General features: G+C 64.7%; 10 protein-coding genes. 5 read left to right on the forward strand and 5 right to left on the reverse strand.

Annotation, left to right across the window (positions count from 1 at the left end; translation table 11 throughout):
* Window positions 1-14 precede the first annotated feature (14 nt).
* The 5 genes from mnmE to rpmH are packed head-to-tail and all read right to left on the reverse strand — an operon-like array spanning window position 15 to window position 3,816.
* Window positions 15-1,355 (reverse strand): tRNA uridine-5-carboxymethylaminomethyl(34) synthesis GTPase MnmE, encoded by a 1,341-nt coding sequence (gene mnmE / locus ACTIGJ_RS08360; RefSeq protein ID WP_439639840.1) that lies wholly within the window; start codon window positions 1,353-1,355, stop codon window positions 15-17.
* Between the two features lie 43 nt (window positions 1,356-1,398).
* A complete protein-coding gene (yidC, locus tag ACTIGJ_RS08365) occupies window positions 1,399-3,099 on the reverse strand; it encodes a membrane protein insertase YidC (protein WP_439639841.1) in 1,701 nt (566 codons plus the stop codon).
* A 5-nt stretch (window positions 3,100-3,104) separates the two neighbouring features.
* Window positions 3,105-3,320, reverse strand: a complete 216-nt coding sequence (gene yidD / locus ACTIGJ_RS08370) for a membrane protein insertion efficiency factor YidD (RefSeq protein ID WP_439639842.1) — start codon at window positions 3,318-3,320, stop codon at window positions 3,105-3,107.
* Window positions 3,272-3,667: a ribonuclease P protein component gene (gene rnpA / locus ACTIGJ_RS08375; RefSeq protein WP_439639843.1), complete on the reverse strand. Its 396-nt coding sequence runs from the start codon at window positions 3,665-3,667 to the stop codon at window positions 3,272-3,274. Before rnpA ends, yidD begins: the two co-directional genes overlap by 49 nt.
* Window positions 3,668-3,678: 11 nt before the next feature.
* Window positions 3,679-3,816 (reverse strand): 50S ribosomal protein L34, encoded by a 138-nt coding sequence (gene rpmH / locus ACTIGJ_RS08380; protein WP_439639844.1) that lies wholly within the window; start codon window positions 3,814-3,816, stop codon window positions 3,679-3,681.
* A gap of 235 nt (window positions 3,817-4,051) precedes the next feature.
* Between rpmH and dnaA the strand changes: the two genes are divergently transcribed.
* From dnaA to ACTIGJ_RS08405, 5 genes are all read left to right on the forward strand, one after another.
* The gene (gene dnaA / locus ACTIGJ_RS08385) at window positions 4,052-5,383 is read left to right on the forward strand and encodes a chromosomal replication initiator protein DnaA (protein WP_439639874.1); all 1,332 of its coding nucleotides are present in this window, start codon (window positions 4,052-4,054) and stop codon (window positions 5,381-5,383) included.
* 261 nt (window positions 5,384-5,644) lie between these two features.
* A complete protein-coding gene (gene dnaN, locus ACTIGJ_RS08390) occupies window positions 5,645-6,745 on the forward strand; it encodes a DNA polymerase III subunit beta (protein WP_439639845.1) in 1,101 nt (366 codons plus the stop codon).
* 24 nt (window positions 6,746-6,769) lie between these two features.
* Entirely contained in the window at window positions 6,770-7,849 is a 1,080-nt protein-coding gene (recF, locus tag ACTIGJ_RS08395) for a DNA replication/repair protein RecF (protein WP_439639846.1), read from the forward strand.
* Entirely contained in the window at window positions 7,846-10,266 is a 2,421-nt protein-coding gene (gyrB, locus tag ACTIGJ_RS08400) for a DNA topoisomerase (ATP-hydrolyzing) subunit B (RefSeq protein WP_439639847.1), read from the forward strand. The genes recF and gyrB overlap by 4 nt, the downstream gene beginning before the upstream one ends.
* A gap of 124 nt (window positions 10,267-10,390) precedes the next feature.
* A complete protein-coding gene (locus ACTIGJ_RS08405) occupies window positions 10,391-12,253 on the forward strand; it encodes an outer membrane protein assembly factor BamB family protein (RefSeq protein WP_439639848.1) in 1,863 nt (620 codons plus the stop codon).
* The last annotated feature ends 5 nt before the right edge of the window (window positions 12,254-12,258 follow it).

Here is a 12,258-nt window from a genome sequence, read left to right on the forward strand (position 1 = left end):
TGCGTGCGAGCGCGCTACTTGCCGAGGCAGAAGGTGGCGAAGATCCGGCCCAGCAGATCGTCAGCGGTATAGCGGCCGGTGATCGCTTCGAGTGCCTGCTGGGCCCGCCGCAGATGCTCGGCGATCAGCTCGGGATTGGCCGGCGGCAGGCCGCAGGCAGCGCTCACTTCGACCTCGGCCTGACGCAGCGCATCAAGATGACGCGCCCGGGCGCCGAGCGCATCGCCGGCTCCGGCATCGAGCCCGGCGTGTTCGTGCAGCAGCGCCACCAGCGCTTCGATGCCGGCCCCGCTGGCGGCCGACAGCCGAAGCTGGTCAGCCGCGATCCGGCCGGCCGGCCGGCCGCTGAGATCGCATTTGGTCAGCACCTGGATCTGCCGCGCATGGGGCGCCAGCCCGTCGAGCGCCGCCGCATCGAGCGGCGTCGGGCCGATGCCGTCATCGACCAGCCACAGCAGCACTTCGGCCTGCTCGATGGCGCTGCGGCCGCGGGCCATGCCGATCCGTTCGATCGGATCGTCACTGTCGCGCAGGCCGGCGGTATCGAACACGGTGACCGGCAAGCCATCCAAGGTCAGGTGTTCGCGCAGCACGTCGCGCGTGGTGCCGGCGATCGGCGACACGATGGCGGCTTCCGCGCCGGCCAGCCGGTTCAGCAGGGTCGACTTGCCAACATTCGGCTGGCCGCCGATCGCGACCGTCAGACCATCGCGCAGCCGGCGGCCCTGGGCGGCGGCACGCAGCACATCGGCCAGCCCGTGCCGCAGGCCGTCGAGCCGCAGCCGCAGCTGCGACGACGACAGCCAAGGCACGTCCTCGTCGGCGAAATCGAGCGCCGCTTCCAGATCAGCGCGCAACGACATCAGCGCATCGACGAGGGCGCCGACGCGCGCGGAGAACTCGCCCTGCAGCGAGCGGCTGGCCGCGCGTACGGCGGCATGGCTGCCGGCGTCGATCAGGTCGGCGATGCTTTCGGCCTGCGCCAGATCGAGCCGGCCGTTCAGGAAGGCCCGTTCGGAGAACTCGCCGGGGCGGGCGAGCCGAGCACCCGCCGCACAGGCGGACGCCAGCAGGATCGACAGCACCAGCGGCCCGCCGTGACCCTGCAGCTCGATCACGTCCTCGCCGGTGAAGGAATCCGGGCCGGGGAAGTACAGCACCAGGCCTTCGTCGACGACCTGGCCGTCGGCATCGCGCAGCCTGCGCAACCGGGCGCGGCGCGGCTCCGGCAGGGTGATGCACAGCGCGCAGGCCACGCGTGCGGCTTCAGGACCGGATATCCGAAGAATGCCGACGGCGCCGCGCCCGGCCGCCGTGGCGATCGCCGCGATGGTGTCGGTGCGCGGCGAGGTCATGCGCGCCGGCCCGGGTTCGAGCGGTCGGCGCGCATCAGGGGCTTCAGGCCTTCTTCAGCGCGCGGCTGGCCGCGTCGGCCGCATCGATGCGCCTGGTGATCACCAGCTGCTGGGCGATGCCGATGACGTTCGACACGAACCAGTAGACAACGAGGCCGGCCGGGAAGAACAGGAACATGCCGGTGAAGGCGATCGGCATGACGTTCATGATCCGCGCCTGCATCGGGTCCATCGTCGACAGCTGGCCGGACAGGCGCTGCTGCAGCCACATGGACGCGCCGTAGAGCACCGGCGTGATGTACAGCGGATCGGCGGCCGACAGGTCCTGCAGCCACAGCACAAATGGCGCCTGGCGCAGTTCGACCGATTCGATCAGCACCCAGTACAGCGAGAAGAACACCGGCATCTGCACCAGGATCGGCCAGCAGCCCGCGAGCGGGTTGAAGCCTTCCTTCTTGTACAGATCCATCATCGCGCGGCTGAGCTTTTCGCGGTCGTCCGCGTAGCGTTCCTTCAGTTCGGCGATGCGCGGCGTGAACTTCTTCATCTTCGCCATCGACTTGTACTGCGCCGCCGTCAATGGATAGAACAGCAGCTTGACCAGCACCGTCAGCAGGATGATCGACCAGCCCCAGTTGCCGACGATGCCGTGGAAGAAGCTCATCACCACGAACAGCGGCTTGGCGATGACGGTGAGGATGCCGTAGTCCTCGGTCAGCGCGAGGCCCTTGGCGACATCGTCGAGCGTGCCCTGCAGCTTCGGGCCGATGTAAAGGCCGGTGCTGTAGCGGGCTTCGCTGCCATCGGCGACCGCCTTGGTCGCGCCGAGGTACTGGCCGAGGTAGTTGCCGTTGCCGGCCGGCTTGCCGGTGTAGGTCGCCGCTTCATCGGCCGGCGGAATGATCGCGGCGATGAAGTAGTGCTGGATCATCGCCATCCAGCCGCCGGTCTGCTTGGATTCGTACGGCTTCTCGTTCAGCGTGTCGAGCTTGAGCTTCTTGAAGCGGTAGTCGGTGGTGTTCGGCTTCTGTTCGTAGATGCCCAGGCCAAGGAAGGTGACGATGAACTTCTGCGCTTTCTCGGCCGACACCGGATTGCGCAGCCAGCGCGCGTACGGGCTGACATTCAGCGTGCCGCCGGTGTGGTTGACCACCGTCTGCACCAGTTCGATCTGATAGCTGCCGCGCTTGAAGCGGAACACTTTCTTCAAGGTGAAGCCGGCGGCGTCGGTGTACTCGAACGGCACGTCCAGCGTGTCGACACCGGCCGGCAGTTCGTAGCGGGTCTGCGGCGTTGCATAGACCGCGTTGTTGCCGGGCAGGGCCTTCTCGACCGCCGCCAGACCGCTCTGCAGGGTGAACACCACACCGTCGCGGTCGTTGAGCAGCGGCAGCTTGACGTCCGGATTCTTCTTGTCCAGCGCGTACTGGCTCAGTTCGACGCGACGCAGCTCGGCGCCGGCGGTAGCGAACTCGGCATCGACCAGATCGGTCTTGACATGGATCGTCTGCGAGGCGGCCGGCGGCGTCGATGTAACGTCTCCGGCCGGTGTCGATGCGGCGGCGCTACCGTCGGCGGCAGCAGCAGACGGCACCGGCACGGCATTCGGATCGGCCGGAATCGCCGATGGCGCAGCCGCCGCGATCGGCGGAGCAGGCGGCGGGTGATCGGTGATCCAGGCGGTGTAGATCAGGTACAGGATCACGCCCAGCACTGCGATCAGTGCGATGCGGCGACTTTCCATGGGGACTAGCGCTCCGGAACAGGGTCAAGACCGCCCGCGTTCAGCGGGTGGCAGCGGGAAATGCGTTTGATGGCCAGCCAACCGCCGCGCGCGGCACCGAAACGTTCGATCGCTTCGAGCGCGTAATGGGAACAGCTGGGATGGAAACGGCAACGGGGCCCGAGCAGCGGGCTCAGGACGCGCTGGTAGGCGCGGATGGGGCCGGTGAGGATCGCGCGCATCGTTCGATCACTTGGGTCCAGAGGTCGGAAAGCAAACCCCGGAGCGCGGGATTCGGCACAGCGGCGAGGCCGGTCTGGGCAAAGAACACCAGATCCACAGCCGGCAACCGGGCGCGATTGTGCCGGAATTCCTCGCGGATGAGACGCTTGATGCGATTCCGGTCGTGCGCCTTGGCGACCGCCTTCTTGGCGATCGCAAGGCCGAGTCGGGCGTCCTGCAGCGTGTTCCGGCGGTAGCTCACGCTGAGCGGCGCTCGGCGCAGCTTCTTTCCTTCGGCAAAAACCAGCTTGAACTCTGCCGGCTTGTGCAACCGGACCGACGGCGGAAAGCGCGCCGGACCCGGCATGGAAAGCGGCTTTACGGAATCAGGCGGGCACGGCCCTTGGCGCGACGGCGCGACAGGACGGCGCGGCCACCGACGGTCGCCATGCGGGCGCGGAAGCCGTGGGTCCGCTTGCGGCTCAGGGTGTGCGGCTGAAAAGTGCGCTTGCTCATGACGGTGTACTCGTTGGGGACCGCGATTCTAGCCGCTGTCAATCGGAATCTTCAAGCGCCGGTGCTTCTGGCGCGCACTGCCTATGCTGCGGCAGCGGGCAGCGGGCCTGTGGATAAGCATGCCGGGCAGACGATAGACTGTTTCCCCATCGCGGCTGGCTGACGGCCATTACATGCACGCGATCGGGTCCGCTTTCTCGTTCCTCGCTGCTATCCCGACCGCTTTCGCCCGATGCTGAACCAAGACCTGTGGGACCGCTGCATCTCCCGACTCGAGGCCGACCTGCCCGAGAAGGAGATCAGCACCTGGATTCGCCCGTTGCGGGTGATCCTGAGCGACGACCAGATGACCCTGCTGGCACCCAACCGGATCGTCATGGATCGGGTCAAGAGCGATTTCCTTGGCCGTATCCAGCGCACCATGTCGAGCCTCGCCGCCTACGACGTGGTGGTGAACATCGCCGTCGGCGGCACCAGTGCCGATCCGATCCGCAGCGCCAGCAGCAATGGCAACAGCGCCGCTGCGCTTGACGACACCATGCCGTACGGGCGGGGCAAGCTCGATCCACGCTACACGCTGGCCTCGTTCATCGAAGGCAAGTCGAATTCCCAGGCGCGCGCCGCAGGCCTGCAGGTCGCCTCTGCCCCCGGCGGCATCTACAACCCCCTGCTGATCTACGGTGAGTCCGGCCTCGGCAAGACCCATCTGATGCACGGCATCGGCAACGCGATCCTGGCCGAGAAGGCAAACGCGCGCATCGTCTACGTCGGGGCCGAGCAGTGGTTCAACCAGATGGTGTCGGCGATCCGCTACGGCCGGCAGGTCGAATTCAAGAACTTCTACCGCACCGTCGACGCGCTGCTGATCGACGACATCCACTTCCTTGCTGGCAAGGAACACTCGCAGGAAGAGTTCTTCCACACCTTCAATGCCTTGATCGACGGCCGGCGGCAGATCGTGATGACCTGCGACCGCTATCCGCGCGAACTCGATGCGCTGGACGACCGTCTCAAATCTCGCTTCACCTGGGGGCTGTCGGTACCGGTCGAACCGCCGGAATTCGAGACCCGCATCGCCATTCTGCTGGCCAAGGCCGACGTGCTGGGTGTTCGCCTTCCGGAAGATGTCGCCGTGCTGGTGGCCCAGCGCATCCGTTCGAACGTCCGCGAACTCGAGGGTGCGCTGCACCGCCTGAATGCCTCTGCACGGCTGACCGGCGCGCCGATCACCGCCGAATTTGCCCGGACGACGCTGAAGGACATGCTGGCGTCGTACGACCGGGCCGTGACGCTCGACAACATCAAGCGGACCGTCGCCGCGTACTACAACATCCGGCTGGCAGACCTGACCTCGGTTCGGCGTACCCGCACGCTGGCGCGACCGCGTCAGGTGGCGATGGCTCTGTCGAAGGAACTGACCCGGCACAGCTATCCGGAAATCGGTACCGCATTCGGCAAGGACCACACCACCGTCTTGCACGCGGTCAGGAAAGTTGCCGAACTCTGCCGCGAAGACGATCGTTTGAAGGAAGATTATGAAAATCTGCTTCGCCAGCTGACCAACTGAAAACCCGGTAAAAGCACGCAAAAAGCCGGGGAAAGAGGCTGGAACAAGCTGTGTATAATCGCCCGGCAGCCTTGGGACGGCTTTTTATCCACAGCTTTATCCTAGGTTTTGGACAACCGCAGCAGCGCTCTGCACGGTCTTTCGATAACCCGATAACGCGCTGATAAGCATCAGGAATTCAGCTTCTGTCCCCAGCTTGACCGTCAGACTACTAAAACTAGGTTTTCAAGATTCAAACCCATTTATGCAATTGGTCTGCCCATGAACATCCAGATTTCCCGAGGTGAGCTTCTTTCTGCCCTGCAGTCGGTGATCGGCGTCGTCGAGCGTCGACAGTCACTGCCGGTCCTCGGGAATCTGCTTCTGGAAGCGAAGGACGATCTGCTGAGCCTGACCGGTACCGATCTGGAGCTGCAGGTCGAACGCAAGGTGCGCATCCAGAATCTGGTGCCGGGTCGCATCACGGCCCCGGCCCGCAAACTGCACGACATCTGCCGCGGCCTTCCAGAAGGCGCGATGCTCAGCCTGGAATACGCCGATAACAAGTTGACCCTGAAGTCCGGCCGCAGCCGTTTCTCGCTGGCCACGCTGCCGGCCGAGGAATTCCCGGTCTTCGCATCGGATCCTTCCGACGTGCGCCTGGAACTGAGCAACCGGGAACTGAAGGACCTGCTGTCGCGCACCCAGTTCGCGATGGCCCAGCAGGACGTCCGCTATTACCTGAACGGCTTGTTGCTGGAAATTCGTCCGGCACGCCTGCGTACCGTGGCGACCGACGGTCACCGTCTGGCCATGGCCGAGCTGGGCCGCGAGCACAGCGCCAAGAAAGACACCCAGGTCATCCTGCCGCGCAAGACGGTGCTGGAACTGCAGCGTCTGCTCGATACCAGCGAATCGCCGGTGACGCTGTCGCTGACTGCCAACCAGATCCAGGTGGATGTCGAGGATCTGCGCCTGACCTCGAAGCTGATCGAAGGCCGATTCCCGGACTACGAACGCGTGATTCCGGAGGACTCCGACAAGATCGTCAAATGCGACCGTCTCAAGGTGCGGGCTGCGCTGGCGCGTGCGGCAATCCTGTCGAACGAAAAGTTCCGCGGTGTCCGGCTGACGCTGGAAGCCGACATGCTGCGGATTCAGACGCAGAACCCGGAGCAGGAAGAAGCCGAAGAAGAAGTCGAAATCGAATACGGCGGCGCGCCGCTGGAAATCGGCTTCAACGTGAGCTACCTGCTGGACGCGCTGGACGCCATCGAAGGAGCGGAATTCATCTTCAAGCTGCGCAGCTCCGACGCCAGCGGCCTGATCCACGATGCAGCGCAGGCCAGCGGCAAGTTCGTGGTGATGCCGATGCGGCTCTGATTCGATTGCCGGTGGTACCAGGCCATGCGTTTCAGCAAGGCGAAAGCGCGACGCTTTCGCCTTTTTCATGACTGCAGCTTCGAACTGCACCCGCAACGAAACTTCATCGTTGGCGCCAACGCGGCGGGCAAGACCAGCCTGCTTGAGGCGCTGTACGTCGCATCCCGAGGTGACAGCCATCGCGGTGCAACGTCATCGCTGGTGACAGACGGCGAATCGTCGTTCCAGATCGAGGTGCAGGTCAGCAATGCCGCAGGGTGTCCGGACGATCGCATCGACGTTCGCTGGCAGGAACGACGCATTCAGCTGCGGATCAACGAGCAGTCCGCGAGCTTGTCCGATCTGGTCCGCCGAATGCCGGTGCTGCTGGTCGATCCGCTCGCCCATCGCCTGGTCGAGGAGGGCCCTGCGATTCGGCGGCGCTTCGTCGACTGGGGGGTGTTCCACATGGAACCGTCGTTCCACCCGTTATGGCGTCGTTTCAACCGGGCGCTGAAGCAACGCAATGCGGCGCTGCGCGCGCAGGCGAGCGACCGCGAAGTGGCCAGCTGGACGCCGGAACTGGTCGCGACTGCGGACGCACTGACCACGCTTCGACGTTCATATCTCGACAAGTTGTCTGAGCTGGTGCCCTCGTACTGGCGACAGTTGGTCGATGAGTCGGCCTGGTCACTGGCTTTCGTAAGCGGGTGGCGAGATGGCGAGCGCTACGCCGAAACGCTGCTCAGAACACTCGAAGGCGACCGGCATGCGGGCCATACACGGGAAGGTCCGCATCGGGCAGAGCTGCGCATATTGAGCGACAATTCGCTATTGAAAGAGCGGATCAGCCGGGGTCAGCAGAAGCTGCTGATTGCGGGTCTGGCGTTGGCGCAGGGCGAGTTGTATCGACAGCGTCATGACGATACGCCAGTGCTGTTGTTCGACGACTTCGCTGCCGAGTTGTCGCCGTTGTCCCAGCAGCGACTCCTTGCCCAGCTGGAGGCCTGGCCCGGGCAGATCGTCGCCACGGCGCTGGAGTACAGCCCACTGCTTCAGGCCGCAACGAACCATGCGATGTTCCACGTGGAACATGGCGAGATCACATTGAAGAAAACGACATGACTGATCAAAACGACACGCCGGATCCGACCCAGAACCACATCGCCAGCGGCAACTACGACGCCAGTGCGATCAAGGTACTGAAAGGCCTCGACGCTGTCCGTCAGCGCCCGGGCATGTATATCGGCGACACCGATGACGGCACTGGCCTGCATCACATGGTGTTCGAAGTCGTCGATAACTCGGTCGATGAAGCGCTGGCTGGGCACTGCACGGAAATCACCGTGACCTTGCAGCTCGACGGCAGCGTTACCGTGACCGACAACGGCCGTGGCATTCCGGTGGACATCCACGAAGAAGAAGGCCGCTCGGCTGCCGAAGTGATCATGACCATCCTGCACGCCGGCGGTAAGTTCGGCGGCAGTGGCTACAAGGTTTCCGGCGGCCTACATGGTGTCGGCGTATCGGTGGTCAATGCGCTGTCGGAAGTGCTGCTGCTCGACATTCACCGCAACGGCCAGCATCACCATCAGGAGTACCGGATGGGCGTGCCGCAGGCGCCGCTGGCGATCGTCGGACCATCCGACAAGCGGGGTACCTCGGTGCGCTTCTACCCGAGCGGCAAGGTGTTCACCAATCTCGAATTTCACTACGACATCCTCGCCAAGCGGCTGCGTGAACTGTCGTTCCTGAATTCGGGGCTGCGGATCGTGCTGCGCGAGGAACTGAACAATCGCGAGGACGTGTTCGAGTACATCGGCGGCATCAAGGCGTTCGTTGACTACCTGAACCGCAACAAGACCGCGCTCCACGAGACGGTGCTGTACATCAACACCGAAGTCGACGGCATCGCCGTCGAAGCGGCGCTGCAGTGGAACGACTCCTACCAGGAGAACGTCTTCTGCTTCACCAACAACATCCCGCAGAAGGATGGCGGCACCCACCTCACGGGTTTCCGCAACGCGCTGACCCGTACCCTGAACGAGTATGTCGAGCGCGAGGGACTGGCCAAGAAGGAGAAGGTGGAACCGGTTGGTGACGATTCGCGCGAAGGGCTCACTGCGGTACTGTCGGTGAAGCTGCGCGACCCGAAGTTCTCGTCGCAGACCAAGGAAAAGCTGGTTTCATCGGAAGCCAAGGCGGCTGTCGAAAGCGCGGTGAACAAGAAGCTGTCCGAATTCCTGCTGGAGCGTCCGCGCGAAGCCAAGTCGATCGCGATGAAGATCGTCGAGGCAGCCCGTGCTCGCGAAGCGGCGCGGAAGGCGCGTGATCTCAATCGCCGCAAGGGCGCACTCGACATCGCCGGCTTGCCGGGCAAGCTGGCGGACTGCCAGGAAAAGGATCCAGCCAAATCCGAACTGTTTCTAGTCGAGGGTGATTCGGCAGGTGGCTCGGCGAAGCAGGGTCGCGACCGGCGTTTCCAGGCCATCCTGCCGCTGAAGGGCAAGATCCTGAACGTCGAGAAGGCGCGGCTAGAAAAGATGCTGTCGTCGCAGGAAGTCGGAACCCTGATCACCGCGCTCGGCTGCGGCATCGGTCGCGACGACATGAAGCCGGAGAACCTGCGCTACCACCGCATCATCATCATGACCGACGCCGACGTCGACGGCGCCCACATCCGAACCCTGCTGCTGACCTTCTTCTACCGGCACATGTATGCGCTTGTCGAACGCGGCCACGTCTACATCGCCCAGCCGCCGCTGTACAAGCTGAAGAGCGGCAAGCACGAGACCTACGTGAAGGACAACAACGAGCTCGAGGACTGGCTGCTGAAGTCGGCACTCGACGAGGCCGTGCTGCTCCCTGCGGCGGACGCACCGGCCTTGCCGACCGACAAGCTCGCCCAGCTGGTCCGCGACACCTCACGCATCCAGGGCGCAATCGAGCGGCTGTCCCGTCACTATGATCGCCATGTGCTGGAGCGGCTGTTCGAGCGTGCCCCGCTACCGGCTGGTGCGGCGCGCGACGGCTGGTTGCAGGCATTCGCGGAAAGCCTCAATGCCGGTGCTGCCGTTCAGAGATATGTTGTTGAAATGCAAGGAAATTCCTTGATCGTCAACCAGCTCGTGCACGGTTTGGCACATCGCTATGTATTCGGCGAGGATTTCTTCGCCACGCCCGAATTCCAGCTGGTGTCGAAGTTCAACAGCGAAGTCGTTCCGCTGATTGGCGCAGGCGCCGTCGTCAAGCGCGGCGAACGCACGCGCGCCGTTGCCAGCTTTGCCGAGGCCTATGTCTGGCTCACCGGCGAAGCCCGTCGCGGCCTGCACGTGCAGCGCTACAAGGGGCTCGGCGAGATGAATCCGGAACAGCTCTGGGAAACCACGCTCGATCCGGCCGTTCGCCGGCTGGTGCAGGTGCGCGTCGAGGATCTGATCTCGGCCGACCAGATGTTCACCACGCTGATGGGCGAAGACGTGGAACCGCGACGCGATTTCATCGAGCGTCACGCCTTGCTGGTCGGCAATCTCGACGTCTGACACCACTGCACGCCACCGCAGCGCGGGCCTGCCCGCGCTTACGGCAGGTCCGGCTCCCGTCTTAGAGTCAAGGCGACCGCAGCCTCGAAGCTGCGGCGTACAAGACCCAGACGAGGAGAAACCGATGAACCCTGTGCCCGGTGCGCTGCGGCGCGCGCTTGTGCTGTTTCCGATCGCAATCGTCGGCCTCGCGGCATCCGCCGCCGGACCGGCAGGCGGTGACGCCGCCGGCGTAGCCGAAGTCGCCGACACTCGCTGGCTGAGCTACAACGGCACCGCCGATGGACAACGCTACGCCCACGTCGGCCAGATCACGCCGGCCAATGCCGGCCAGCTGGCCGAGCACTGCCGGATCAAGCTCGATGGCAGCGGTTCTCTGCACACCGGCCTGGTACAGCTCGATGGCGTGCTGTACCTGACTACCGCGCACGACACGATTGCGCTCGATGCCACCAACTGCGCGCAGCGCTGGCGTCATCACTACACGCCGGAGCAACCGGAAGTGTTCCCGGTCAATCGCGGGGTGGCCTACGCCAACGGCAAGCTGTTTCGCGGCACTTCTGACGGCCGCCTGCTGGCGATAGAGGCGGCGACCGGCAAGACGCTGTGGCAGCAGCAGGTCGGCGATCCACTGCAGGGCGAGTTCTTCAGCGCTGCGCCAATCGTCTGGCAGGGCCTGCTGATCATCGGCAGTGCCGGCAGCGACTGGGGCGTCAGAGGCCGGATCATGGCCTACGAACAGGACAGCGGCCGGGAGGTCTGGCGCTTCAACACCATCCCGCGCGGCAAGGAGCCGGGTGCGGAGACCTGGCACGAGCGCGGCACCGCCCGTTACGGCGGCGGCGGTTCGTGGACCCACTACTCGATCGACATGTCGACCGGCGAAGTCTTTGTGCCGGTCGGCAATCCGGCGCCGGACATCCTGCCCGGCCATCGCCCCGGCAAGAACCTGTACACCGACAGCATGCTGGTGCTCGACGCCCGCACCGGCGCGCTGAAGTGGTATCACCAGATCGTCTCCAACGACGGCCACGACCTTGATCTCGGTGCCGCGCCGATGCTCTACCACGACAGCAAGGGCCATCCGATCGCTGCCATCGGCTCCAAGAACGGCCACCTATATGGCGTCAACCGCGAAACCCGCAAGCGCGTGTTCGACACGCCGATCGCCCGCATCGAGAACGAAGGCGTGCAGCCGACTGCCGCCGGCCTGCGCACCTGTCCTGGCGTGCTGGGCGGGGTTGAATGGAACGGGCCGGCGTTCGACGTGAAGAACAAGGCGATCGTGGTCGGCGTCGTCGACTGGTGTTCGACGATCACGCCGAAGCCGCAGCAGGATTTCATCCCCGGCCAGTTCATGCTCGGCGGCTCCTGGAAGATGGACGACGAGTCCTATGGCTGGGTCCACGCGGTGGACCCGGACAGCGGCAAGATCCGCTGGAGCTACAAGGCTGATGGCCCGGTCGTGGCCGGGGTGACGCCGAGCGCCGGTGGCGTGATCTTCACGGGCGACATGGCCGGCAATTTCCTGGCGCTGGACAGCGCGACAGGCAAGCTGCTGTACAAGACGCAGACCGGCGGCGCGGTGGCCGGCGGCGTCATCACCTACGCGCTCGGCGGCACCCAGTACGTCGCCTCGACGTCGGGCAACGTGTCGCGGCTGACCTTCGGCGTCAGTGGCTCGCCGACGCTGATCCTCTACAAGCTGGGCGGCCAGGGCGGCGCGTCGCTGACCTCGTCGGTCGGCGCGTCGTCCGGCAGCGGCGGCACCGGTGCGGCGATCTACAGCAGCGTCTGCTCGGCCTGCCATGGTGCCAATGCCGAAGGTGGCGTCGGTCCTTCGCTGAAGGGCGTGTCTGCCCGGCTGGGCCTCGCCAAGACCATCGAATGGATCAAGAACCCGTCGAGCAAGATGCCCAAGCTGTACCCGTCGCCGCTCGACGAAGCGGCCGTCGCCGCTGTGGCCGCGCATATCCAGAAGTACTGAGCGGC

The organism is Nevskia sp., from assembly GCF_051860985.1.
In the GTDB taxonomy this organism is placed as follows: Bacteria; Pseudomonadota; Gammaproteobacteria; order Nevskiales; family Nevskiaceae; genus Nevskia.

Excerpts from the sequence above, each read along its gene's own strand:
- ACTIGJ_RS08405 (WP_439639848.1), top strand. The coding sequence starts at position 10,391 with ATGAACCCTGTGCCCGGTGCGCTGCGGCGCGCGCTTGTGCTGTTTCCG.
- recF (WP_439639846.1), top strand. The coding sequence starts at position 6,770 with ATGCGTTTCAGCAAGGCGAAAGCGCGACGCTTTCGCCTTTTTCATGAC.
- rpmH (WP_439639844.1), bottom strand. The coding sequence starts at position 3,816 with ATGAGCAAGCGCACTTTTCAGCCGCACACCCTGAGCCGCAAGCGGACC.
- yidC (WP_439639841.1), bottom strand. The coding sequence starts at position 3,099 with ATGGAAAGTCGCCGCATCGCACTGATCGCAGTGCTGGGCGTGATCCTG.
- yidD (WP_439639842.1), bottom strand. The coding sequence starts at position 3,320 with ATGCGCGCGATCCTCACCGGCCCCATCCGCGCCTACCAGCGCGTCCTG.
- gyrB (WP_439639847.1), top strand. The coding sequence starts at position 7,846 with ATGACTGATCAAAACGACACGCCGGATCCGACCCAGAACCACATCGCC.
- rnpA (WP_439639843.1), bottom strand. The coding sequence starts at position 3,667 with ATGCCGGGTCCGGCGCGCTTTCCGCCGTCGGTCCGGTTGCACAAGCCG.
- dnaN (WP_439639845.1), top strand. The coding sequence starts at position 5,645 with ATGAACATCCAGATTTCCCGAGGTGAGCTTCTTTCTGCCCTGCAGTCG.
- mnmE (WP_439639840.1), bottom strand. The coding sequence starts at position 1,355 with ATGACCTCGCCGCGCACCGACACCATCGCGGCGATCGCCACGGCGGCC.